This window comes from Mycobacterium malmoense (assembly GCF_019645855.1).
In the GTDB taxonomy this organism is placed as follows: Bacteria; Actinomycetota; Actinomycetes; order Mycobacteriales; family Mycobacteriaceae; genus Mycobacterium; species Mycobacterium malmoense.
This window is the reverse complement of the sequence record NZ_CP080999.1, coordinates 1765739-1788347: the sequence shown is the minus strand read 5'-3', so window position 1 is coordinate 1788347 and position 22609 is coordinate 1765739. Positions and strand designations below refer to the sequence as shown.

General features: G+C 70.1%; 24 protein-coding genes and 1 pseudogene. 20 read left to right on the top strand and 5 right to left on the bottom strand.

Features of this window, described 5'->3' with window-relative positions; all coding sequences use genetic code 11:
• The 19 genes and pseudogenes from K3U93_RS08335 (at nt 1) to K3U93_RS08255 (ending at nt 16442) form a co-directional block, all read left to right on the top strand.
• Entirely contained in the window at nt 1-897 is an 897-nt protein-coding gene (locus K3U93_RS08335) for a NifU family protein (protein WP_083010001.1), read from the top strand.
• On the top strand, nt 894-1535 hold the full coding sequence (locus K3U93_RS08330; RefSeq protein WP_083010000.1) for a DUF5947 family protein: 642 nt from the start codon (nt 894-896) through the stop codon (nt 1533-1535). The genes K3U93_RS08335 and K3U93_RS08330 overlap by 4 nt, the downstream gene beginning before the upstream one ends.
• Nucleotides 1532-2185, top strand: coding sequence for a DUF6084 family protein (locus K3U93_RS08325; protein ID WP_083009999.1), 654 nt, complete (start codon nt 1532-1534; stop codon nt 2183-2185). The genes K3U93_RS08330 and K3U93_RS08325 overlap by 4 nt, the downstream gene beginning before the upstream one ends.
• Nucleotides 2182-3538 (top strand): annotated as a pseudogene (locus tag K3U93_RS08320) (hypothetical protein); the annotation flags it as partial. The gene K3U93_RS08325 and the pseudogene K3U93_RS08320, both read left to right, overlap by 4 nt.
• Nucleotides 3529-3648: a DUF6893 family small protein gene (locus K3U93_RS25645; protein ID WP_420915381.1), complete on the top strand. Its 120-nt coding sequence runs from the start codon at nt 3529-3531 to the stop codon at nt 3646-3648. The pseudogene K3U93_RS08320 and the gene K3U93_RS25645, both read left to right, overlap by 10 nt.
• Before the next feature lie 17 nt (nt 3649-3665).
• Nucleotides 3666-4163 (top strand): hydrogenase maturation protease, encoded by a 498-nt coding sequence (locus K3U93_RS08315; protein WP_083009997.1) that lies wholly within the window; start codon nt 3666-3668, stop codon nt 4161-4163.
• A gap of 3 nt (nt 4164-4166) precedes the next feature.
• Complete coding sequence (locus K3U93_RS08310) at nt 4167-4433, top strand: HypC/HybG/HupF family hydrogenase formation chaperone (RefSeq protein ID WP_083009996.1); 267 nt, start codon at nt 4167-4169, stop codon at nt 4431-4433.
• 1 nt (nt 4434) lies between these two features.
• Nucleotides 4435-6825, top strand: a complete 2391-nt coding sequence (gene hypF / locus K3U93_RS08305; protein WP_083009995.1) for a carbamoyltransferase HypF — start codon at nt 4435-4437, stop codon at nt 6823-6825.
• Nucleotides 6825-7637 carry a HypC/HybG/HupF family hydrogenase formation chaperone gene (locus K3U93_RS08300; RefSeq protein ID WP_083009994.1) on the top strand — a complete coding sequence of 271 codons (813 nt, stop codon included), beginning with the start codon at nt 6825-6827 and terminating at the stop codon, nt 7635-7637. The genes hypF and K3U93_RS08300 overlap by 1 nt, the downstream gene beginning before the upstream one ends.
• Nucleotides 7634-8293: a D-sedoheptulose-7-phosphate isomerase gene (locus K3U93_RS08295; protein WP_083009993.1), complete on the top strand. Its 660-nt coding sequence runs from the start codon at nt 7634-7636 to the stop codon at nt 8291-8293. The genes K3U93_RS08300 and K3U93_RS08295 overlap by 4 nt, the downstream gene beginning before the upstream one ends.
• Nucleotides 8290-9402 (top strand): hydrogenase expression/formation protein HypE, encoded by a 1113-nt coding sequence (hypE, locus tag K3U93_RS08290; RefSeq protein ID WP_083009992.1) that lies wholly within the window; start codon nt 8290-8292, stop codon nt 9400-9402. The genes K3U93_RS08295 and hypE overlap by 4 nt, the downstream gene beginning before the upstream one ends.
• Nucleotides 9403-9423: 21 nt before the next feature.
• A complete protein-coding gene (locus K3U93_RS08285) occupies nt 9424-9696 on the top strand; it encodes a HypC/HybG/HupF family hydrogenase formation chaperone (protein WP_083009991.1) in 273 nt (90 codons plus the stop codon).
• Nucleotides 9697-9711: 15 nt separating this feature from the next.
• Nucleotides 9712-10839: a hydrogenase formation protein HypD gene (hypD, locus tag K3U93_RS08280; RefSeq protein WP_083009990.1), complete on the top strand. Its 1128-nt coding sequence runs from the start codon at nt 9712-9714 to the stop codon at nt 10837-10839.
• Entirely contained in the window at nt 10836-11570 is a 735-nt protein-coding gene (locus K3U93_RS08275; protein ID WP_254893598.1) for a DUF6390 family protein, read from the top strand. Before hypD ends, K3U93_RS08275 begins: the two co-directional genes overlap by 4 nt.
• A gap of 160 nt (nt 11571-11730) precedes the next feature.
• Entirely contained in the window at nt 11731-12846 is a 1116-nt protein-coding gene (locus K3U93_RS08270; protein WP_083009988.1) for an alkaline phosphatase family protein, read from the top strand.
• Between the two features lie 560 nt (nt 12847-13406).
• The gene (locus K3U93_RS08265) at nt 13407-13511 is read left to right on the top strand and encodes a PE domain-containing protein (protein WP_139796826.1); all 105 of its coding nucleotides are present in this window, start codon (nt 13407-13409) and stop codon (nt 13509-13511) included.
• Between the two features lie 15 nt (nt 13512-13526).
• Nucleotides 13527-14774, top strand: coding sequence for a PPE family protein (locus K3U93_RS08260; protein ID WP_083009987.1), 1248 nt, complete (start codon nt 13527-13529; stop codon nt 14772-14774).
• A 106-nt stretch (nt 14775-14880) separates the two neighbouring features.
• Nucleotides 14881-15300 carry a hypothetical protein gene (locus K3U93_RS25785; protein WP_071510254.1) on the top strand — a complete coding sequence of 140 codons (420 nt, stop codon included), beginning with the start codon at nt 14881-14883 and terminating at the stop codon, nt 15298-15300.
• A 212-nt stretch (nt 15301-15512) separates the two neighbouring features.
• Nucleotides 15513-16442 (top strand): PPE family protein, encoded by a 930-nt coding sequence (locus K3U93_RS08255; RefSeq protein WP_083009986.1) that lies wholly within the window; start codon nt 15513-15515, stop codon nt 16440-16442.
• Nucleotides 16443-16541: 99 nt separating this feature from the next.
• Here the strand turns inward: K3U93_RS08255 and K3U93_RS08250 are convergent, their stop codons facing one another.
• On the bottom strand, nt 16542-16925 hold the full coding sequence (locus K3U93_RS08250; protein WP_176219917.1) for a hypothetical protein: 384 nt from the start codon (nt 16923-16925) through the stop codon (nt 16542-16544).
• Nucleotides 16926-17287: 362 nt separating this feature from the next.
• On the opposite strand from K3U93_RS08250, the gene K3U93_RS08245 reads away from it, so the two are divergent.
• A complete protein-coding gene (locus K3U93_RS08245; RefSeq protein ID WP_083009984.1) occupies nt 17288-18307 on the top strand; it encodes a PPE family protein in 1020 nt (339 codons plus the stop codon).
• 13 nt (nt 18308-18320) lie between these two features.
• On the opposite strand, the gene K3U93_RS08240 is transcribed toward K3U93_RS08245, so the two are convergent.
• Genes K3U93_RS08240 through K3U93_RS08225 form a run of 4 tightly spaced genes read right to left on the bottom strand, consistent with a single transcriptional unit; the run spans nt 18321 to nt 22599 of the window.
• Nucleotides 18321-19097, bottom strand: a complete 777-nt coding sequence (locus K3U93_RS08240; RefSeq protein ID WP_083009983.1) for a 3-oxoacyl-ACP reductase — start codon at nt 19095-19097, stop codon at nt 18321-18323.
• A 7-nt stretch (nt 19098-19104) separates the two neighbouring features.
• On the bottom strand, nt 19105-20463 hold the full coding sequence (locus K3U93_RS08235) for an aldehyde dehydrogenase family protein (RefSeq protein WP_083009982.1): 1359 nt from the start codon (nt 20461-20463) through the stop codon (nt 19105-19107).
• The gene (locus K3U93_RS08230; RefSeq protein ID WP_230981661.1) at nt 20454-21254 is read right to left on the bottom strand and encodes a gamma-glutamyl-gamma-aminobutyrate hydrolase family protein; all 801 of its coding nucleotides are present in this window, start codon (nt 21252-21254) and stop codon (nt 20454-20456) included. The genes K3U93_RS08235 and K3U93_RS08230 overlap by 10 nt, the downstream gene beginning before the upstream one ends.
• Nucleotides 21220-22599, bottom strand: a complete 1380-nt coding sequence (locus K3U93_RS08225; RefSeq protein ID WP_083009981.1) for a glutamine synthetase family protein — start codon at nt 22597-22599, stop codon at nt 21220-21222. The genes K3U93_RS08230 and K3U93_RS08225 overlap by 35 nt, the downstream gene beginning before the upstream one ends.
• Nucleotides 22600-22609: the final 10 nt, after the last annotated feature.

The window sequence follows — 22609 nt, the reverse complement described above, 5'->3', positions numbered from 1 at the left end:
ATGGCGGATCGCCCGATCACCGAGAACGACGCGCAGTGGCGCACCGCGGGCGATCGGATCCAGACGCTGCTGGATTCCTGCGCGGCGAGCGGGGCCGCCGCGTATGAACGCGCCCAGGAGTTGGTCCGCGAGGTCGTCGGGCTCTACGGGTCCGGGCTGGAACGGATCATCCAGTTACTCTCCCAGCCTGGCCAGGACCCGGGTATGGCCGAGCGGCTGGCCACCGACGACCTGGTGGCCAGCCTGCTCCTGGTCCACGGCCTGCACCCGCACGACGAGCGCCGGCGGGTGTCCGACGCGCTGGACCGGGTGCGGCCCTACCTGGGCTCGCACGGCGGCGACGTGGACCTGATCGGGGTCGACGGGGATACCGTGCGGCTGGCCTTCAGGGGCAGCTGCAAGAGCTGCCCCTCCTCGGCGGTGACGCTGGAGCTGGCGGTCGAGGACGCGGTCCGGGCGGCCGCGCCGGAGATCTCGTCGATCGAAGTGGTGACGGCCGAACCCGGCACCGGCGCGACGATTCCGGCCGAATCGCTGCTGGCCCCCCTGCGTTCGAATGGACACAGCTCGACCGCCTGGCACCCGGCGGCCGAGCTGGCCGGCCTGGAACCCGGCGAGGTCGGTGGCTTTCTGGTTGCCGGGACGACGGTGTTGGCGTGCCGGGTCGGCGACCAGACGCTCGCCTACCGGGACCGCTGCCCGGTGTGCGACGACACGCTGGCGGGCGCGGAACTGCGGGACGCGCTGCTGCGATGTCCGCGCTGTCGAACGGGTTTCGACGTCGTGCACGCGGGTGCCGGCCCTCATGGCACCCACCTCGACCCGCTTCCGCTGCTGACCCGTGACGGCGTGTTGTCGGTGGCGCTGCGGGGCGAACCGATGGGCGCCCCGGCATGACCAGCCCGTACGAGGTGCTTAACCGCATCAGAAGCGATCGGCGGGCCCCGGAGCCCGCCGGCGAACGGTGCGAGATGTGCTCGGAACGGATTGCCGACGAGCACCAGCACGTGGTGAATGTGGCCGGCCGGCAGTTGATGTGCGTCTGCCGGGCCTGTTATCTGCTGTTCACCGACAGCGGCGCCGACCTGCGCTATCGGGCGGTGCCGGACCGGTATCTGGCGTTTCCGGAGTTCGCGCTGGACCGCCGCGCGTGGGAGGCGCTGCAGATCCCGGTCGGCGTGGCCTTCTTCTTCACCAACTCCGCGCTGGGGCGCACCGTCGCCTTCTATCCCGGCCCGGCCGGCGCCACTGAATCCGAACTCGACCTGGACGTCTGGGACGCCCTCGGCCGCGCCGACCCGCGGGTGGGCCTGCTGGCCGACGACGTGGAGGCGCTGCTGGTCCGGGTCCCATCCAGCGAAGCTGACGAGTTAGTCGCTCCGCAAACGTATCTGGTGCCGATCGACGCCTGCTACGAGTTCGTCGGGCGGCTGCGCATGCTGTGGCGAGGGTTCGACGGCGGCCAGGAGGCGCGGGCATTCATCGACGGCTTCTTCGCGCAGATCGAAGCCCGCGCCGTGAGGACGGCGCCATGACCGGAGAGCACCTGGACATCAGCTTCGCGGTTCTCGACGTGGCTCCCGAACCGTACGCCGTCAGCCCGGTGCTGACCGCCCGCGTCGGCGTGGCGGCCGGCGGTGACGATCCGGTGCACGCGATCGCGCTGCGCTGCCAGGTCCGGATCGAGCCGCTGCGGCGTTCCTACTCCGACGCCGAGGCCGCCGGGCTGGTCGACCTGTTCGGGCCCCGCGAGCGCTGGGCGACCACCCAACGCACCTTCCTCTGGCAGCACTGCAGCGCGATGGTCCCGGGCTTCGCCGGCAACACGACGGTGGCGCTCCGGATGGACTGCACCTACGACTTCGAGGTCGCCGCCGCCAAGTACCTGCACGCGCTGCGCGACGGCGCGCTGCCGCTCCAGTTCCTGTTCAGCGGAACGCTTTTCGTCAAGTCCGAGCGTGGGTTCTCGGTGCAGCAGGTGCCCTGGGACTGCGAGCATCGCTACGATATGCCGGTCGCGGTCTGGCGGGACCTGATCGCGCAGCACTATCCGAACACCGGCTGGGTGCGGTTCGGTCACGACACCATCGCGGCGCTGGCCGCCTACAAGTCGGCGCGAGGGCTGCTCGACCTCGACCACGCGGTCATCTCTTTGTTGGACGCCGACCGGGAGGCGGCGCGGTGACTTTCAGGACCTCGAACTGGGACCGGGCCCGCGCCGTCGCCGACGCGGTGCTCTACGAGGGCTACCTGCTCTACCCGTACCGGGGGACGTCGAGCAAGAACCAATCACGGTGGCAGTTTGGGGTTTTGGGCCCGCCCGGCGCCGCGGACGCCGGCCTGGGCGAGGACGACACGATGGCGGCGGAGTTTCCGGTCGAGGGTGCCCGGGCGATCACCCTGGTGGTGCGGTTCCTGCAGCTGCAGCGCCGCCGGGCCGAGCGCGAGTTCGCCCACGGCGAATTCGAACCCGTCGACGAGCTGACCACACCGGCCGGGTCGTGGCTGACCTGGGACGAGGCCGTCGAACGCGAACTGTCCTTCGGTCCCCTCGCCTTCGACGATCAGCCCTGGACCCTGCCGGTGATCGCGCCCGCGGCGACCGACGTCGAGCTCGTCGACGGCGGACGCCTGGTCCGCGACCGGCGGGAAGTGCGCGGCGAGCTGGCGGTGTCCTGCGAGCCGGACGGCGACCTGCGCCGGGTGTCGGTGCGGCTCCGCAACGTCGGGGCTCGCGCGACCGACAAGAACGACACGATCGCGCGGTCCATGATCGGGACCCACCTCATCGCCGAAGTTGTTGGTGGCCATTTTATTTCGCTGCTCGAGTCACCGCCGGGCGCCTCCGACGCGGTTTCCCGGTGCGGCCAGCACCGCTGCTTCCCCGTGCTGGCCGGCCCGCCGGGCGCCGACGACATCCTGCTGATCTCGCCGATCATCCTCTACGACCACCCCGAGGTTGCCGAACAGAGCGACACCGCCCTGTATGACTGCACCGAGATCGACGAGATCCTCACCCTGCGCGTGATGACGATGACGGACGAGGAGAAGGCGCAGGCCCGGGCCACCGATCCGCGGGCCGCGCGGATCATCGAGCGGTGCGACGCCATGCCGCCCGAGGCCATGGCCCGCCTGCACGGCGTGCTGCGCGATCCACACGCGATCTCCGGCCTGGTCCCCGAGATTCCCGAGGGCGTCGACTGGTGGGATCCGCTGGCCGACAACGCCGTCCGCCCCGAGATCGACGCGGTCCTGGTCAACGGGATCCGGGTCGCCCGGGGCAGCCGGGTCCGGCTGCGGCCGCGGCGCAACGCCGACGCGCAGGACATCTTCGTCGCCGGCAAGGCCGCCCGCGTCATGTCGGTACACGAGGACGTGGAGGGCAACAGGCATGTCGGGGTCGTCGTCGACGACGACCCCGCCGCCGACCTACACGACTGGTACGGCCGCCACCTGTACTTCTCCCCCGACGAGGTCGAGCCCTTGGAAGCACAGCACAGCCCGACAAACCCGTGAAAGGAATTCGAAATGGAAGTCTTGGGTTGGATATTCATCGCCATCATCGCCCTGGTTCTCGCGGTCGCCCTGGTGCTGGGAGTGATATCGCTGCCGGATGCCCGCCGCTACCTGAAACTGAGGCGGATGTAGCCCATCGGGCGATACCGATGACAGCGCGCATCCTGGTGGCCGGGATCGGCAACATCTTCCTGGGCGACGACGGGTTCGGCTCGGAGGTGGTTCGCAACGCCCAGATCGGCCAGGACGATCCGCGCGTCCGCGTCATCGACTACGGCATTGCGGGCATGCACCTGGCCTACGACCTGCTCGAGGAATGGGACACGCTGGTCCTCGTCGACGCGGTACCCAGCCGCGGCAACCCGGGCACGTTGCACGTCTTCCAGGCCGACCACGAATCCGGTTCCGGCACACCCGGTCTCGACGCCCACGGCATGGATCCGGCCGCGGTCTTCGCCAGCCTGCGGGCGCTGGGTGGCAGCCCGCCCTACACGGTCGTCGTCGGGTGCGAGGCGGGCAGCGTCGAGGAGGGCATCGGCCTCACCGAACCCGTGGCCAAGGCCGTCCCCCGGGCCGCGCGGGCCGTCGAGGAGATCGTCGCGGCGTTGCAAACCTCGGCGGCCGCGCCCGTGCGGGAGGACCGCTGAGCCATGTGCCTGGGGATACCCGGTCAAGTGATCCGGATGCTGGACGGCTACGAGGGGCAGCTCGCGCTGGTCGACGTCGCCGGTGAGCGGCGCAAGGTCAACGTCGGCATGCTGCCGGAAGAGACGTTCGCGCCCGGTGACTGGATAATCATCCATATGGGCTTCGCCGTCGAGAAGACAGACCGCGCCGGGGCCGAGCAGGCGATGGCCGGTCTCGAGCTGATGGGCAGGGGCGGCACCGATCCGGCGGCCGGCCTGGAGGGCGGTTGAGATGACCGAGTCGCCCCTGATGCTTGCCGTATTGTCGGGGTCCGAGGACGTTCGGCGGCGCTTCACCGTGACCGGTGTCGTTCAGGGGGTCGGCTTTCGTCCTTTCGTCCACCGGATCGCCACCGAGCTGGGCCTGGGGGGATTCGTCGGAAACGATTCGGGCGCGGTCTTTGTCGAGGCGCAGGGCGAACGCGCGCGGCTGGACGAATTCGGCCGCCGGCTACGGGCCGAGGCCCCGCCGCTGGCGCGGATCACCGCGGTCTCGGTCACCGACCTCACCGCCGACCGCGGGTGCGCGCCCGAGTTCCGGATCGTGGCGAGCCGGACGATCGCGGGCGCCCGAACGCCGATGCCGCCCGATATCGCGGTGTGCGACGACTGCGTCGCCGAGCTGTTCGACCCGCACGACCGGCGTTACCGGCACCCGTTCGTGACCTGCACCAACTGCGGGCCGCGGTTCACCATCATCCGCGAGCTGCCGTACGACCGGCCGGCCACCACCATGTCGGCATTCGCCATGTGCGAGCGATGCGCCGCCGAATACCACGATCCGGCGGATCGCCGGTTCCACGCGCAGCCGATCGCCTGCCCCGAATGCGGTCCGTCGCTGTGGTTCTCGTCTCCGGCCGGCCGGGTAGACGGATCGGATGCCGCGCTGGCGGCCACCCAGCACGCGCTGGCGGGGGGCCCAGGAGGCCCAGTGGTCGCCGTCAAGGGCATCGGTGGCTATCACCTGGCCTGCGCCGTCGACGACGACGAGGCGGTCGGTGCGCTGCGGGCACGAAAGGCGCGGGGCGCCAAGCCCTTCGCCATGCTGGTCCGCGACCTCGAGGTGGCGCGCCGCTACGCCCTCGTCGACGACGACGAGGCCGCCGTGCTGTCAAGCCCCGCCCGCCCGATCGTGTTGCTGCGGCGGCTCCCCCGAAGCAACGGCGCGCCGGTCGCCGCCGCCGTCGCACCCGGTAGCCCGCTGCTCGGGCTGATGCTGCCGTACTCCCCCGTCCATCACCTGCTGCTGGCGCCGGTGCCCGGGGCCGCCGAAGAGGTGCCCGACGCTCTGGTGCTGACCAGTGCGAACCGTTCCGACGAGCCCATCTGTTTCACCGACGACGATGCCGCACAAAGGCTTTCGGTTCTCTGTGACGCGGTCCTCGATCACGACCGCCCGATCCACGTGCCGTGCGACGACTCGGTGGTGCGCGTCGTCAGGGACCAGGCAGGGGCGTCCGAACTGCCGATCCGCCGGTCCCGCGGCTATGCGCCGCTACCGGTCGATTTCGGGCGGGCGGGCCCGGCCGTGCTCGCCGTCGGCGGGGAGCTGAAGAACACCTTCTGCCTCACCGACGGCCCGCGCGCCTACCTGTCCGGTCACATCGGCGACATGGCCACCTGGGAGACGCTGCGCGCGTTCGAGCGCGCGGTGGGCCAGCTCAGCGAAATACGCGGTGCGCCAGCGCGATTGGCCGCCGATCTGCATCCCGGATACCACACCCGAAGCTGGGCGGAGCGGCACGCCGGCGATCGGCCGCTAGACCTGGTCCAACACCACCACGCGCACGTGGTCTCGCTGCTGGCCGAGCACGGGCGCATCGGCGAACCCATCGTCGGGGTCGCCTTCGACGGCACCGGCTACGGCCGCGACCAAACCATCTGGGGCGGCGAGATTCTCACGCTCGGAACCGACAGCCACCGTTTCGTCCGGGCCGGCCACCTGCTGCCGGTGCCGCTGCCGGGCGGTGACGCCGCGGTGCGCAACCCGTGGCGGATGGCGCTGTCCCAGTTGTGGATGGCCGGCATCGACTGGACCCCGGACCTGGCGCCGGTCGCCGCGGCGACACCGGACGAATTGCGGTTCACCCGTTCGCAATTGGAGAGCGGGACGGGATGCGTGCCGTGTTCGAGCATGGGCCGACTGTTCGACGCCGTCGCCTCCCTGTTGAGCGTGCGGCACCGGATCGACTACGAGGGCCAGGCCGCCGCCGAGCTCGAGGCGCTGGCCGAGTCGGCCGGTGAGGCACCCGGGCCGTCGCTGCCGCTCATGGTGCGCGCCGACGGGGTGATCGATCCCGGCACCATGGTGCAGACGATGGTGTCGGCCCTGTACGCCGGCACACCGCCCGCGTCGCTGGCCGCGGCGTTCCACGAGGCGGTCGCCGACGCCGTCGTCACGGTGGTCGCTCAGGTGGCCGGCCCGATCCGGTTGGTGGGCCTTACCGGCGGGGTGTTCCAGAACGTGCTGTTGCTCCGCGCGTGCCGTAAGCGATTGCGCCGGGCGGGATTCGAGGTGCTGACCCACCACACGGTGCCGCCGAACGACGGCGGGCTGGCGCTGGGTCAGGCCGCGGTCTCGATGCTGACCGCGTTAGAGGACGACAGGAGGGAGGCAAAGTGATGGCCACCACCGCGATCGATCGCGGGCTGGGCGCCGAACTGGCCGAGGGCTTGGCCGCCACCGCTTTCACGCTCGCCAGGCGATTCGCCGCGGGCGCCACCATGTGGTCGATCGCGCCGTCGGCCGAACCGCACGCGCTGCACATCGCGGTCGAGTTCGTGCACCCGGTGATCGTGGGGAAACGGGCGTTGCCGGCGGTGGCGCTGACGGGACCCGACCTGGTGAATCTCGTGCGGGTGTCGGTGTCGCCCGGCGACATCGTCGTCGCCGTCTCCGGCGCGGACGACGCGCGGGTGCGCTCGGTGATGCGCCGCGCCCCGGCATGGGGTGTCACCACGATTTGGATCGGCAGCGGTGACCGCCCACGAGGCGGCGTCAAAGCTAGCCCAGCCGACCACGTGCTGTGGCTCGACGACCCCGACCCGGCGGTGCCCGCGACGGGCGGCTTCGTGCTGTTCTATCACCTGCTGTGGGAGCTGACCCACGTGTGCTTCGAACACCCCGGTTTGCTCAAACCCGCACGCGCCGAGGAAGTTTGCGTCACGTGCTCCGACGAGGGCCGGCTCGGTGAGGTGATAAGCGCGTCGGAAGACGGGATGGCCGCGGTGCGCACCGCGCTGGGCGTCGAGAACGTGGTGACCACGCTCGTCGACCCGGTCACCGCCGGTGAGCTGGTGCTGGTGCACGCCGGCACGGCGATCGGCCGCGCCGACGACGCAGATGCCGGCGCAGCCGGGATCGAAGGAGCGGCGCAATCTAACGGAGCCGACGACGCAGATGCCGGCGCAGCCGACGAGGAGGACGGCGCATGAGCGACGAGCCCACCAACTTCTTGTACCCGTTCATCGACGCCGAGGAAGACAACCCGCACTCGCTGCTCGCCGACCTGGCCGCGTCGGCGCAGGCGAAAGCGGCCGAGAGCCTGGCGCTGCGGCGCTCCACGCTGGACGCCAACGCCGGACTGCTGGAGGCGGCCGCCACCGAGATGGCCCGCCGATTCGCCGCGGGCGGGCGACTGTTCACCTTCGGAAACGGAGGCAGCTGCACCGATTCCACCACGTTGGCGGGCTTGTTCGCCCGGCCGCCGACCGGCACGCCGTTACCCGCCTGGTCGTTGACCGCCGATCAGGCGATCCTGACCGCGCTGGGCAACGACGTCGGGTTCGAGCTGGTGTTCGCCCGCCAGCTGATCGCCCGCGCGAAGGCCGGCGACATCGCGATCGCGATGTCGACCAGCGGCAATTCGCCCAACCTGCTCACGGCGCTGACCGAGGCGCGCCGGCGCGGCCTGTACACCATCGGTTTCGCCGGCTACGACGGCGGCGCCTTCGCCGACAACCCCGCCGTGGACGCCTGCTTCGTCGTTCGTTCGCAAAGCGTGCACCGGATTCAGGAATCCCAAGCGCTGCTGGGCTATCGGCTGTGGTCGACGGTGCACGAACATCTCTGTGACGAGGGGGCCGCATGAACAACTCAGCGCGCGAATACCTGTCGTCGGGGCCGCGGTTCGCCGAGGGCGAGGTGATCGAGCGGATCGAGTCGTTCCGCAAGCGCCGCCCCCGGTTGCTCGACGACCACGTGACCCTGGCGCACGGGGCCGGCGGAAAGGCGTCGGCCGCGCTGGTGGACGCGGTGTTCGTGGAGGCGTTCCGCAATCCGGTGCTGGAGTCGCTCGGCGACGGCGCGGTCCTGGCGTTGCCCAGCGGCGAGCGCGTGGCGCTGTCCACGGATTCATTCGTGGTGCAGCCCAGGCGTTTTCCCGGTGGGTCCCTCGGCGAGCTTGCCGTCCACGGCACCTGCAACGACCTCGCGATGGCCGGCGCCGTGCCGTCCTGGATCTCCGCGGCGTTCGTGCTCGAAGAGGGCTTTCCCGTCGCGGAATTGAAGGAGATCGTCGCCGACATGGCGGTCGCGGCCGCGGGCGCGGGCGTGCAGATCGTCACCGGCGACACCAAGGTGGTGCCCAAGGGCGCGGCCGACGGCGTGTTCGTCACCACCACCGGGGCCGGCGTCGTTCCCGCGGGGCGCGCGCTGTCGCCCGCGTCGGTGCGCGCCGGCGACCGGGTGCTGCTGTCGGGGTCGATGGGCGATCACGGCATGGCCGTCATGCTCGCCCGGGGCGACCTGGCCATCGAGGCCGATATTCATTCCGACACCGCCTCCCTGAGCCCACTGGTGGAGCTGCTGATGGCGGCCGCCCCGTCCACCCGCTGGCTGCGGGACCCCACCCGGGGCGGGGTCGGCACCGTGTGCAACGAACTCGCCCAGGCCTGCGGCCTGGGGGTGCTGCTCGAGGAGGAGCGACTGCCGGTGCGGCCCATGGTCAACGGCGCGTGCGAGCTGCTCGGCATCGACCCGCTCTACGTCGCCAACGAGGGCAAGTTCGTCGCCGTCGTCGCGCCGGAGGAGGCCGAGGCCGGGCTGGCCGCGGTGCGGTCGCATCCCCTGGGCGCCGACGCGGCCGAGGTCGGGGAGATCGTGGCCGAACCGGCCGAAAGCGTGGTGCTGCGTACCGGATTCGGCGGGACGCGGATCGTCGACATGCTCGTCGGCGACCCGCTGCCCCGAATCTGCTGAGTTCTGCTGAAGGGAGCTGTTATGTGTCTGGGGATTCCGGGCCGGATCGTCGAGATCACGGACCCCGCAAACTATTTGGCGAAGGTCGACGTCGGCGGCGTGCAGCGCACCATCAGCGTGCGGCTGCTCGAGGACGACATGCCCGCGCCCGACGACTGGGTGCTGGTCCACGTCGGGTTCGCGATGGCCACGATCGACGAGACCGAGGCGCTGCTCACCCTGGCCGCCATCCAGAAACTCGGCGACGCGTATGCCACCGAGATGGCGGCCTTCGACTCCTCGTCGATCGTCTAACCAGGAAGGACCGCAATGAAATTCGTTGACGAGTTCCGCGATCCGGCGGCGGCCCGCAAATTGATCGCCGCCATCGAGCGCCTGGCCGGGGACCGCGAACACTTCAAGTTCATGGAGGTGTGCGGCGGGCACACGCACACCATTTACCGGCACGGCATCGAACACCTGCTGCCCGGCAACGTCGAACTGGTGCACGGCCCGGGCTGCCCGGTCTGCGTGATCCCCATGGGCCGCATCGACGACGCGATGTGGCTGGCCGGCCAGCCCGACGTCATCTTCACCTGCTTCGGCGACATGATGCGGGTGCCCGGCTCCGATGGCAGCCTGCTGAACGCCAAGGCCCGCGGCGCCGACGTGCGGTTCGTCTACTCCCCGCTGGACGCGCTGAAGATCGCGGTCGACAACCCGGACAAGCACGTGGTGTTCTTCGCCATCGGTTTCGAGACCACCGCGCCGTCGACCGCGGTGACGCTGGTGCGGGCCCGCGACCTGGGCCTGCCCAACTTCAGCGTGTTCTGCAACCACGTCACGATCGTGCCGCCGATCAAGGCCATCCTGGAGTCGCCGGACCTGCGGCTGTCGGGTTTCATCGGGCCCGGGCACGTGTCGACCGTGGTGGGCAATCGCCCCTACCGGTTCGTGCCGGAGGTGTATCGAAAGCCGTTGGTGGTGGCCGGTTTCGAGCCGCTGGACATCCTGGCGGCGGTCGCGATGCTGCTGCGCCAGATCCGCGAGGGCCGCTGCGAGGTGGAGAACCAGTACAAGCGGGTGGTGCCCGAGCGCGGCAACCCGGCCGCGCTGGCGCTGATGGGCAAGGTGTTCGCGCTGCGGCCGCACTTCGAATGGCGGGGGCTGGGTTTCATCTCGCAGAGCGCGCTGCGGCTGCACGACGATTTCGCGGAGTTCGACGCCGAGCTGCGGTTCGCGATGCCGGGCGTGCGGGTCGCCGACCCGAAGGCCTGCCAGTGCGGCGAGGTGCTCAAGGGCGTGCTCAAGCCTTGGGAATGCAAGGTTTTCGGCACCGCCTGCACGCCCGAGACCCCGATCGGGACGTGCATGGTGTCCCCCGAGGGTGCGTGCGCGGCCTACTACAACTTCGGCCGCATGCACCGTGATGCGGTCAAGCTGGTGGCGCGCACTTGACGTTCCAGCCCGGCGTTGAGATGTTCGCCCGGTACGCCTATGCGCCCAATGCGCTGGGCTACTGCGGTCCGCCGCTGGGAGCCACCCTGCGCGACGGTTCGGCCGACGAGGTGCGCCGCGCGGCAACCACGTTCTCCGGGGCGTGGCCGTACCTGCGGGTGCTGTCGGCGCTGACCGGCGTCGCCGACCCGCTGGATTATCGGCTTGTCGAATCGTATTGGCTCGGCGGCGGCATCGGCGCCGGCCTGGACCCGCAAGACTTCTTCGACGCGTTGCTGGCCGTCATCGGTCCGCAGGCGGGCCGGTACTGGTCGCATCTGACGGCGGGCCTAGTCCGCGAGGCCGCCGCCAACCACTGCTTCCACGTGTTCGGCGTGTACCCGTGGACGCGTTTTTTGGGGCGGGGTATGGACGAGCACCCGCTCGGCGTACTGGACAATTGCCGGATCACTTGGGGCACAGTCGTTTCCCGCGACGACAAGGACGTTGAGGTGATGTGCCGGCGGCTCGTCTACGACGGTCAGGCGCTCGCGCTGTCCGAACCCTCGGCGTGCGTGCTCGACGTCTGGGCCGACGGGTACAGCGCGGTGCCCGACGTCGCTGTCGGCGACGAGGTCGCGGTGCACTGGGGCCGGCTGTGCGGCCGGCTGTCTCCAGAGCAGGTCCGCGCGCTCACCGACAGCACCGATCGTCAGCTGCGCGTGACGAGTCAACGGCTGGCGCACGCCTGATTTTGATGGTGGCGACCCTCCCCCGCAAGCGGGAGGTACCCCCATTCACCCGGCTCCGCCGCGCTCGCGATCGCCACGAGCCTGATGGTGGCGACCCGCTTCACCCGGCTCCGCCACGCTCGCGATCGCCACGAGCCAGCCTCATGCCAGACTGACCGGCGTGGTCGGTTCAATCTGCGACGTGCTGCCCGCCGCGGCCGCGCTGCTCGGCGCCCCGGGCGCGGTCGACAAGCTGGGCCTGGCGGATTGCGTCGGAGACCGGGCCGATCGCGTCGCGATCGTGCTGGTGGACGGGATGGGCCGGCACCTGCTACCGGAGCTGGCCGGCAGTGCGCCGCTGCTCGCGTCCGTGCTGGCCGGTGGCGCCGGCCGGCTCGGCGAGCTCAGCTGCACCTTCCCGTCGACCACACCGACGAGCCTGGTGTCGCTGGGCACCGGAGCCCAGCCCGGCGAGCACGGCATCCTGGGCTTCACCCTCAACGTTCCCGGCACCGACCGGGTCCTCAACCACATCCGGTGGCGCGACGACCCACCCCACACCGCATGGCAGCCGCTGCCGACCTGGTTCGAACGGCTCACGCAAGCCGGCATCGGTGCGCGCGCCGTGCTGCCCGCGCCGTTCATCGGCAGCGGACTGACCGACGCGGCGTATCGCGGCGCCCGCTTCCGCCCGACCCACGCCACTGACGACTACGCCGCGGAGCTGATCGACGAGCTGCGTGCGGCGCCGGGCCTGGTCTACGGCTACACCGGCGAGCTGGACACCGCGGCCCACGCGTTCGGCATCGGATCGCCCCAATGGCACACGGCGGCGGCACATGTCGACGCGCTGCTCACTCGCCTGGCCGAAACGCTGCCCCGGCGCGCGGTGCTGCTGGTGACCGCGGACCACGGCGGCCTCAACGTCCCGCCGGACGCCCGCGTCGACCTTGATACCGACCCGCGGCTGGGTGAGGGAGTGCGGGTGGTCGCCGGCGAGCCGCGGGTGCGCTACCTGCACACCGAGCCGGGCGCCGCGGCCGACGTGCGGGCCGCCTGGAGCGAGGCGCTGGACGGCCAGGCACGGGTTTACAGCCGCGAGCAGGCCGTGGCCACCGGGATGTTCGGACCGGTCAGCCCGGCACACCTGGCGAGGATCGGCGATGTCGTCGTCGTCTGCACCGGCGACGCGGCCGTGCTGGCGACCGGACACGAGCCGCCGGAAACGGCTCGCCTCATAGGTTTCCACGGCGCCGCCACCGCCACCGAAATGGCGATTCCGCTGATCGTGTTCTGAGCCACTTCGGGGGCCGGGTAACTCATGCAAACTGCTTGCAGTTATTGTCACAAATTGATTGCATGAGCACAGGCCACGTGGTTACGGTCTTAGTGCGGGAACTTCCTTTTCGACGCTGAGGGGATGCCAATGGCCAGTTCTTCGCTTGGTCGGCAACCGTCGTCGCGCTCGGGACCGCCGGGTTCCCCAACCCGGGTAAACGGCTGTGCGCCTTACCGGTTCGGCACCGCACGCGGATAGAGGAGATGTGAGCGGTGCGGGCCGAACGCGTCGGCTGAAACGCGTCGATAAAGCGGCTTGGGCTTTCGTCAAGTCGCGATCTCCGCCGCGCTGCGCATCGCATTTGTAGCTCCGCCTCATCCATGGGCTGAGCCATTGGCAGAAGCCGATGACCGCGGCTTTCCCACCGGTCTCGGCGTGCTGCTTAATTTGTGCTGCCTAAAAATATTGCAGCAGAACATCTTTCACGAGTAGCAGCGGATCGCTGACGTGCGTTGCCGGCGTGCGCCCACACGGGCGCTCTGCCATGCGTCGGAACTATTTCTGGATTGGAGCATTTTATGTTGTTTGTCGAGATCGTACCCGAAACACTTTCCGCCGCGGCGCACAACACGCAAGCCGTCGGCTCCGCGGCCGAGCCCGCCAACGCGGTCGCCGCCAGCTGAAAGGTCAATGAAGCGATGGACTTTGCAGCATATTCACCAGAAGTCAACTCCGGCCGCATGTATGCCGGCCCCGGCTCCGGTCCCATGCTGGCGGCCGCGGCGGCCTGGGATGGCTTGGCCACCGAATTGTCGTGGACCGCAAGCAATTACGGTTCGACGATCGCGGACATGACCAGTGGCTCGTGGCGGGGTCCGGCATCGATGTCGATGGCGGCGGCGGCCACGCCGTATGTCACGTGGATGGGGGCCACCGCCGCCCAGGCCGCGCAGGCCGCGAGCCAGGCCAAGGCCGCCGCCGCGGCCTATGAAGCCGCGTTCGCCATGACGGTGCCCCCGCTGGTCATCGCGGCCAACCGTGCACAGCTGGCCGTGCTGGTCGCCACCAACCTGCTGGGCCAAAACACTCCGGCGATCGCGGCCACCGAGGCGCACTACGGCGAAATGTGGGCCCAGGACGCCGCGGCGATGTACGGCTACGCGGGGTCGTCCGCAACGGCATCGACGCTGACCCCCTTCGCTGGGCCCCCGTCCACCACCAGCGACCAGGCCGCCCTCACTCAAGCCGCCAGCACGGCGACCAGCACGGGCACGGCGACCCAGGCCACGCTCTCACAGCTGGTTTCCGAGCTGCCCACCGCGCTGCAGCAACTCGCGGTGCCCGGGCTGGGCGGGACGACGCCGGCGGCGGCCCTGGAACAGATGGAGAGTTGGCTCGGGCTGGGCGGAGTCGACCTCTCCAGCCCCCAGGGCATCCTCAACTTCCTGGCCGGAACCGACGGGTCCCCGCTGGGCGTCTTCCTCAACGACAACGGGCTGAACACCTTGTTCTCCTCCGGTTTCTACATGCCGGGCAATTTCTTGGGCACGATGACCGATTTCGTCGGCCTGGAGGGCGCCGGCGCGGCCGCCGATGCGGCTGGTGCCGCCGATGCGGCCGGTGCCGCCGGGGCGGCCGGGGAAGCCGCCGCAACCGGACTCGGCAACACGGTGGGCGGCCTCGGCAGCGCGGTGTCGGCGGGTGTGGGCAGCGCCGCCTCGATCGGTCCGCTATCGGTGCCGCCCGCCTGGACGGCCACCGCTCCCCTCGGTGCCGCCGCGTCGGCCTTGCCGAGCCCCGCCGTGGGCGTCCCGGGGGTCGGCAACGGGCTGTCAAGCATGCTCGGCGGCATGCCGATGGCCGGCCCGTCCGGACGTGGCATTAGTGACGTCCCCCGCTACGGATTCAGGCCGACCATGGTGACCCATCCACCGGCCGCCGGATAACCGGGCCCGGCCCCGCGCCGTCAGAAGCGGCCCTCCACGCCGGCTTTCAAGCAACAGCACGTCTCGGTGGCCGGCGAATCATCGTCGCTGCTACAGTGGAAACACTGTGAGTTTCCGGGGTGCGGGCACGCCTTCACGACGGTCACGACGGCGCTCGGTGATCGCCATCGTTGCCGCGTTGTCGCTTTTCGCCGCTGCCCTTGGATGCTGGGCCTTGCGAGCCGAGATCGCGGTCGGGACACCGCAATCGGTGGCGGCGTCACCGGGCGCCGCGGCTGGCTCCGCATGGGCGAGTCATCCCGGTTTCGGCTCCACCTTGAACGACGACAAGGCGTTCAAGAGCGCGGGGTTAAAGCGCGATCGGCCAATGACTTTCGCCCTTTCCGCGCCGCGATCGTTCTGGTTGCCGACGCCGCTCGGATCGTCAGCCGGGGCGCGTCAGCCGGGCGACACGTGCCCGCGCGCACCCTCGGCAGGCGTCACCGGCCACGATCTGTTGACCAAACTCTGCGTCTCCCGACGCTGATCGGCGCTCGCGCCAGCTCGTTTCGTGTGTCATGCGGCCGGCGCACAGTAACCACCAGAGCGCTCTGATCGGCTTGCGCCGAGGCACGGCAACGCCGAACCATTTCGCCATACTTTCGAGGGAAAAACCATGTCTCCAGCCAACACAACCGTGCGCGCCGGATTTGCCGGCGCGGCGCAATCACCCCCGGCCACATTCGGGGAGAGCTAGCGATGGATTTCGGGGCGCTACGGCCGGAAATCAACTCCGCGCGAATGTATTCGGGCCCGGGCCCGGCGTCGATGCTGGCGGCCGCGGCGGCCTGGGACGGGCTCGCCGCCGAGCTCGACGACGCGGCAACGAACTATCAAACGGTGACCTCAGGGCTGTTGGGCGGATGGCAGGGCCCGGCCGCGACGGCGACGGGCCGCAGCGCGGCACCCTACATCGGGTGGCTGAGGGCCACCGCCGCCCTGGCCGCACGCACGGCCGCCCAGGCCAGGGCCGCCGCCGGCGCGTACGCGTCGGCGTTCGCGACGATGGCGCCCCCGCAGGTGATCGCCGCCAACCGCAGATTGTGGAAGTCGCTGGTTGCGACGGACCCGCTGGGTCAAAGCGGCCCGGCCATCGCGGCGGCCGAGGCCGATTACGAGAGGATGTGGGTCCAGGACGCCGCCGCCATGTATGCCTACGCCGACGCCTCGGCGGCCGCCTCGACCATGACGTCGTTCACGTCGCCGCCCGCGTCTTCGGGCCAGGCCCCGGCGGCGGGGCAGGAGATCGTCTCGGCCGGCGCCCAGGTGATCTCCCTGCTGCCCCGAGCGCTGAAGGAGCTGGCCTCGGCATCGTCGCAACGGTTCAACACGGCTCTCTTGTCGATGTCGCCGTCGCTGTCGAAGCTGAGTTCTCTGAGATTGGGATTCGCCAAGGACGCCAGCGTGCCCATCGCCGTCGCCATTGGCGGTGCGGCCAAGGCGACCAGGCGTGGCCGTGCGGCAGCGACCGCGGGTTTCGGACGCGGGACGCCGATCGGGGCGTTGTCGGTGCCGCGGGCCTGGCTGCAGGCGCCCGAGGCAAGCTCCGTCGGCGCCGAGTTCCACAGTGCCGCCATAGCGATCGGCCGGTGGGCAAGCGGGCTCCGGCGGCGCGACACCGGACGATAGCCACTCCCTTTCCCTCGCAAGTCCCCCCGCAAACACACACCAGACTTTGACGGTATTCACAGCTTGCTCGGATCGCCGAGCAGGTTCCGTGTTGTACAGTCAGGCCACTGTGGGTCTTCGGGGCGCTGGTAGAAGTCGGCGATGGCGGGCGGCCATCGCAATCGCGGCGGCGTCCAGCCTCTTCATCGCCCTCATCGCGGGTTCGCCGTTGCGCCCCAAGTATTCCGCGGCCACGCTGCCGGAGCCGGTGGCGTGGTCGCACAGGGCCACAGACGCCACCACAGATGCCATCGCACACGCCGGCCAGGTGCAACTGCACGCCAACTCCACCTGCACGAGCCACGGTGCCCGCGGCTCTTCATGGGGCTCCGCACCGACCAATAAGAAGCCGTTCAAAAGCATGTGGATGACCCACGACCGGCCGCCGACGTGGACCCGCATCTCGCCGCAATCGCTCGGGTCGCCGTTGCCGATCTCGTTCACCACGTCAGAGTTTCATCCGGGCGGGCCACAAGCCGTTGCGCCCCCTGCTGCCCCCGTCGACCAAGACATCTTGACCCAGCTCTGCGTCGCCCGTCGCTGATAGGTCAGCGCCACGCTGTCGTGCCGTCCGACTCGGCGCCGTGAGGCCAGCGCGCACGCTCACTCGCCTCAACACCGCTGCCTTGATCGGCTTACGCCACATCGCCCGCGGCTGTAGCGGGCAAAAGAACTAGTCGGCCCCACGACACGACAACCAACAGCGTCGGTCTGTCTCCGTAGGTCTATGTCTTGAAGGAAAAGTCCATGCTTTTCAGCACAATTCACTCCGCCCGACCCGTCACACCATCTCAAGTGAGATAGCGATGGATTTCGGGACGCGGGCGCCGGAAATCAACTCCGGTCTACTGTATTCAGGTCCCGGCTCGGGATCGATGATGGCCGTCGCCAAAACGTGGGAGGGTCTGGCCGCGCGGCTCTGCGAAGCGGTGGCGGTCCACACCTCGGCGATCGCCAAGCCGGCCACGGGATTTCAGGGTCCCGTGGCTATGACGACGACCCAAGTCACGGCGCCCTACCTGGGGTGGTTGATCGCCACCGCCGCGCGAGCCCAGCAGACGGCCACCAAGGCCGCGGCTGCCGCGAGTGCCTACGAGTCGGCGTTCGCGGCGACCGTGCCGCCGACGGCGATCGACGACAACCGCGCGCGGCGGGTGTGGCTGGCCTCGGCGAACTGCCTGGGACAACTGAGCCCGGCCATCGGGGACAACGAGGCCGAGTACGAACGGATGTGGGCCCAGGACGCCGACGTCATGTACGCCTATGCCAGCGCCTCGGCCGAGGCGTCGACGGTGACGCCGTTCACATCGCCGCCCACCACCGGGGGACCGGCCGGCCACGGCGCGGCCGTCACCTGGGCCGCGATCGCGGCGCCGGAGATCATGTCGGCTGGCTACCAAGTGATGTCGGCCATCCCCGAGGCGCTGCGGGCGCTTTGCGCGTCACCGCTGACGCCGTTCGACGCGTCGCTGTCACCGGTGACATCGTCGCTGTCGAAACTGAGTTCACTGTCGGCACCGTCGGACGTCGCGATCGAACACCTGAATTCCCTCAACAAGGAAGCGGCGCTGGCCAAGACGGCGATGTTGCACAAGGCCGCGGGGCTGCGGTCGCTCCTGGCGGGGCCGGGTGGGGCCAGCGGCGCACCGTTCACCGCGGGTTTCGATCGCGGGACGTCGGTCGGGGCGTTGTCGGTGCCCAGGGGGTGGGTGTCCGAGGCGACGCCAAACCAAGCCACCGCGGAGCTGCAGCGCGGCTGGGTCTGCGAACCGATCCGCCCGGCCCAAACCGACGAACCACCACCACCGTGCCCCCTGTTCCGTTAGCGGCCGAGCCGGGTCAGAGGGGCGTGACGTAGGCCGAGCTGATACCACCGTCCACCAGGAACGTCGAGGCGGTGATGAACGACGCGTCGTCGCTGGCCAAAAATGCTACCGCGGAAGCAATTTCGCCGGGCTCGGCGAAGCGGCCCAACGGCACGTGCACCAGCCGGCGAGCCGCACGCTCGGGATCCTTGGCGAAAAGCTCTCGCAGCAGCGGGGTGTTGACCGGTCCCGGGCACAGCGCGTTGACCCGGATGCCCTGCCGGGCGAATTGCACGCCCAGCTCCCGCGACATGGCCAGCACCCCGCCCTTGGAGGCGGTGTAGGAGATCTGCGACGTCGCCGATCCCAGCACCGCGACGAACGACGCCGTGTTGATGATCGAGCCCTTGCGCGCGGGCACCATGTGCCGCAACGCGGCCCGGCAGCACAGGTACACCGACGTGAGGTTGACGTCCTGGACTCGGTGCCACGCCGCGAGTTCGGTGCTTTCGATCACGTCGTCTTCCGGTGGCGAAATGCCGGCGTTGTTGAACGCGATGTCGACCCGGCCGTAGGTTTGCGCCGCGACGTCGAACAGCGCGTTGACCGCGCTCTCGTCCGAAACATCAACCGGCACAAACAAACCCGAGAGCTCGTCGGCGGCTGCGGCACCGGCGTCGCGGTCGATGTCGCCGACGACGATCGTCGCGCCCTCGGCGTGCATCCGCCGTCCCGCGGCCAATCCGATGCCGCCGCCCCCGCCGGTGATGACGGCGACCCGGCCCGCCAGCCGTCGGGTGAGATCCGTCATGGCAGCGCTAGCCCTCCTCGCTGATCGCGATGAACACGTTCTTGGCCTCGGTGAAATGCAGCGGCGCGTCCGGTCCGAGCTCGCGACCCAGACCCGACTGCTTGAAGCCGCCGAACGGCGTGTGGTAGCGGACCGACGAGTGCGAATTCACCGACAGGTTGCCGGATTCGACGGCCCGCGACACCCGCAGCGCTCGGGACAGGTCGTCGGTCCAGATCGATCCCGACAGCCCGTAGGCGGTGTCGTTGGCCAGCGTGATTGCATCATGCTCGTCGTCGAACGCCAGCACGGTGACGACGGGGCCGAAGATCTCGTCGGTGACGGCGCGGTCGGTGCGCTCCGGGGTGAGGACCGTTGGCGGAAACCAGAATCCGCGTCCTGACGGCGCGCTGCCGCGAAACGCGACGGGGGCGCCGTCTGGCACGTAGGAAGCCACCCTGTCGCGGTGCGCGGCCGACACCAGCGGGCCCATCTCGGTGTCGCGGGACGCCGGGTCGCCGACCACGACGGCCTTGACCGCCGGCTCGAACAGCTCCATGAACCGGTCGTAAATGTTGCGCTGCACCAGGATCCGGCTGCGGGCGCAGCAGTCCTGGCCGGCGTTGTCGAACACTCCAGCCGGCGCGGTCGCCGCCGCGCGTTCCAGGTCGCAGTCGGAGAAGACGATGTTGGCGCTCTTGCCGCCCAGTTCCAGCGTTACCCGCTTGACGTGCGCGGCCGCGCCGGCCATCACCTTCTTGCCGACCTCGGTGGAGCCGGTGAACACGATCTTGCGGACGTCCGGGTGGGTGACGAACCGCTGCCCCACCACCGCGCCCTCACCGGGCAGCACCTGCAGCAGGTCCGCGTCCAGTCCGGCCTCGACCGCCAGCTCGCCAAGGCGGATCGTGGTCAACGGCGTCGGTTCGGCGGGTTTGACCAGTACGGCGTTGCCGGCGGCCAGGGCCGGCGCGATGCTCCAGGACGCGATGGTCATCGGGAAGTTCCACGGCGTGATCACGCCGACCACGCCCAGCGGCTCGTGGAACGTGACGTCCAGCCCGCCGGCCACAGGAATCTGCTTGCCGGACAACCGTTCCGGGCTGCCGGCATAGAACGTCAGCACGTCTCGGACGTGGCCGGCCTCCCATTCGGCCGACGAGATGGGGTGGCCCGAGTTGGCCACCTCGAGCGCGGCCAGCTCGTCGATGTGGGCGTCGACGGCGGCGGCGAATGCCCGCAGGCCCGCGGCGCGTTGCGCCGGTGACAACCCCGCCCAGCGCCGCTGCGCCGCCCGCGCCCGCGCCACCGCGTCGTCGACGGCGGCGGCATCCAGCAGGTCGACCGAGGCCAGCACGTCCTCGGTGGCGGGATTGATCAGCTGCATCGGCGCCCCGCGTACATCCCCGCGGCGTCCACCACCGCCGTGAACAGCCGCAGGTCGTCCAGGTCTTGCTCCGGATGCCACTGCACCGCAAGCGCGAACGCGTCCCCGGGCACCTCCAGCGCCTCGACCACGCCGTCCGCGTCCCACGCGCTGACCACCAGGCCCGCGCCGACCTCGGCGACCGCCTGGTGGTGGTAGCACCGCACCTCGGCCGACTCCCCAATCAGCGCGGCCAGCTTCGTCCCCGGCACCGTCGTTACCGGCAGCGTGGTGAAGACGGCGTTGCCGGCCCGATGCCCGTTGTGGCCCAACACATCCGGCAGGTGCTGGTGCAGCGTGCCGCCGAACGCGACGTTGAGCACCTGCGCGCCGCGGCAGATGCCGAGCACCGGCAGCCCCCGGTCCAGCGCGCCCCGCAGCAGCGCGAACTCCCAGTCGTCGCGGGCCGTGCGGGGCTGGTCGGTGGTCGGGTGCGGCCGCTGGCCATAGGCCGCGGGGTCCAGGTCATAGCCGCCGGTGATGACCAGGCCGTCGAGCCTGTCCAGCACCGCGCCGACGGCGTCGGCATCGGCCGGCTGCGGCGGCAGCAACACCGCGACGCCACCGGCGCCGATGACGCCCTCGAAGTAGTCGGCGGGCAGATAACCCGCGGGGACGTCCCAGATCCCCGTCCGCACCTGCTCCAGGTAGCCGGTCAGGCCCACGACCGGCCGGCTTCGTGGCGATCGCAAGCGCGGCGGGTCGCCACCATCGGACTCAGAGGCGTTCAAAACCACGCATCCTCTCCCAATCGGTGACCGCCGTGTTGAAGGCCGCCAGCTCCACGCGGGCGTTGTTCAGGTAATGCGCGACGACGTCGTCGCCGAACGCCTCCCGCGCCGGTGCCGACGCCTCAAACAGCGCCGCCGCCTCGGCCAGCGTGGCGGGCAGCCGCTCGACGCCGGTCGCCTCGTAGGCGTTACCCGCATAGGGCTCGGGGGGCTCCAGGCCCCCTTCGATACCGTACAGCCCGCCGGCGATCAGCGCCGCCACCGCGAGGTAGGGGTTGACGTCGCCGCCGGGGACCCGGCATTCGACCCGCAGGTTGGGGCCGGGGCCGACGACCCGCAGCGCGCAGGTGCGGTTGTCCAGCCCCCACGCCACCGCCGTGGGCGCGAAGCTGCCGTCGGCAAATCGCTTGTAGGAGTTGATGTTCGGCGCATAAAACAGCGTGAACTCGCGCAGCGTGGCCAGCAGGCCGGCGAGGAAATGGCGGAACGTCGGGGACATGCCGTGCGGGCCGCCGGCATCGGCGAACACCGCGCCGCGCAGCGAAAGGTGGATGTGGCAGCTGTTGCCTTCGCGCTCATCGTATTTCGCCATGAACGTCAGGCTCTTGCCGTGCTGGTCGGCGATCTCCTTGGCGCCGTTCTTGTAGATGGCGTGGTTGTCGCAGGTGACCAGCGCCTCGTCGTAGCGGAACCCGATCTCCTGCTGACCCCTGTTGCATTCGCCCTTGACGGCCTCGAACCGCAGGCCCGCGCCGACCATGCCGACGCGGATGTCGCGCAGGAGCGGCTCCATCCGCGACGACGCCAGGATCGCGTAGTCGATGTTGTAGTCGCTGGCCGGCGTCAGCCCGCGGTACCCGCTGGCCCAGGCCTGGCGATACGACTCGTCGAACACGATGAATTCCAGCTCGGTCGCGATGTCGGCGGCCAATCCCCGCTCGCCCAACCGGTCGAGCTGGCGGCGCAGGACGGCCCGCGGCGCAACGCTGACCGCGCCGCCGTCGGCCCAGCGCAGGTCGGCGATCACCAGCGCCGTGTTGGGCAGCCACGGAACGAGCCGCAGGGTGGACGGGTCCGGCGTCATCACCATGTCGCCGTAGCCGGTGTCCCAGCTCGACATCGCATAGCCGGCAACGGTATTCATGTCGACGTCGACGGCCAGCAGGTAGCTGCAGCACTCGGCGCCGCGGGCGGCCACCTCCTCGACGAACAGCCGGGCCGCCACCCGCTTGCCGATCAGCCTGCCCTGCATGTCGGCGAACGCCACGACGACGGTGTCCACCGCGCCGATCCCCACCAGTTGTTCCAGGGCGGCCAACGACAGCATCGGACCCGGACCGGTCGCAGCGCTCTGTTCGCCCACCATGGCCGCTAGT

What these genes read in the sequence shown, in the direction of transcription:
- K3U93_RS25645 (WP_420915381.1), top strand. Translation starts at nt 3,529, where the DNA reads ATGGAAGTCTTGGGTTGGATATTCATCGCCATCATCGCCCTGGTTCTC.
- K3U93_RS08300 (WP_083009994.1), top strand. Translation starts at nt 6,825, where the DNA reads ATGGCCACCACCGCGATCGATCGCGGGCTGGGCGCCGAACTGGCCGAG.
- K3U93_RS08265 (WP_139796826.1), top strand. Translation starts at nt 13,407, where the DNA reads ATGTTGTTTGTCGAGATCGTACCCGAAACACTTTCCGCCGCGGCGCAC.
- K3U93_RS08255 (WP_083009986.1), top strand. Translation starts at nt 15,513, where the DNA reads ATGGATTTCGGGGCGCTACGGCCGGAAATCAACTCCGCGCGAATGTAT.
- K3U93_RS08260 (WP_083009987.1), top strand. Translation starts at nt 13,527, where the DNA reads ATGGACTTTGCAGCATATTCACCAGAAGTCAACTCCGGCCGCATGTAT.
- K3U93_RS08325 (WP_083009999.1), top strand. Translation starts at nt 1,532, where the DNA reads ATGACCGGAGAGCACCTGGACATCAGCTTCGCGGTTCTCGACGTGGCT.
- hypD (WP_083009990.1), top strand. Translation starts at nt 9,712, where the DNA reads ATGAAATTCGTTGACGAGTTCCGCGATCCGGCGGCGGCCCGCAAATTG.
- K3U93_RS08330 (WP_083010000.1), top strand. Translation starts at nt 894, where the DNA reads ATGACCAGCCCGTACGAGGTGCTTAACCGCATCAGAAGCGATCGGCGG.
- K3U93_RS08285 (WP_083009991.1), top strand. Translation starts at nt 9,424, where the DNA reads ATGTGTCTGGGGATTCCGGGCCGGATCGTCGAGATCACGGACCCCGCA.
- K3U93_RS08235 (WP_083009982.1), bottom strand. Translation starts at nt 20,463, where the DNA reads ATGCAGCTGATCAATCCCGCCACCGAGGACGTGCTGGCCTCGGTCGAC.
- K3U93_RS08245 (WP_083009984.1), top strand. Translation starts at nt 17,288, where the DNA reads ATGGATTTCGGGACGCGGGCGCCGGAAATCAACTCCGGTCTACTGTAT.
- hypF (WP_083009995.1), top strand. Translation starts at nt 4,435, where the DNA reads ATGACCGAGTCGCCCCTGATGCTTGCCGTATTGTCGGGGTCCGAGGAC.
- K3U93_RS08310 (WP_083009996.1), top strand. Translation starts at nt 4,167, where the DNA reads ATGTGCCTGGGGATACCCGGTCAAGTGATCCGGATGCTGGACGGCTAC.
- K3U93_RS08240 (WP_083009983.1), bottom strand. Translation starts at nt 19,097, where the DNA reads ATGACGGATCTCACCCGACGGCTGGCGGGCCGGGTCGCCGTCATCACC.
- K3U93_RS08295 (WP_083009993.1), top strand. Translation starts at nt 7,634, where the DNA reads ATGAGCGACGAGCCCACCAACTTCTTGTACCCGTTCATCGACGCCGAG.
- K3U93_RS08225 (WP_083009981.1), bottom strand. Translation starts at nt 22,599, where the DNA reads ATGGTGGGCGAACAGAGCGCTGCGACCGGTCCGGGTCCGATGCTGTCG.
- hypE (WP_083009992.1), top strand. Translation starts at nt 8,290, where the DNA reads ATGAACAACTCAGCGCGCGAATACCTGTCGTCGGGGCCGCGGTTCGCC.
- K3U93_RS08335 (WP_083010001.1), top strand. Translation starts at nt 1, where the DNA reads ATGGCGGATCGCCCGATCACCGAGAACGACGCGCAGTGGCGCACCGCG.
- K3U93_RS08315 (WP_083009997.1), top strand. Translation starts at nt 3,666, where the DNA reads ATGACAGCGCGCATCCTGGTGGCCGGGATCGGCAACATCTTCCTGGGC.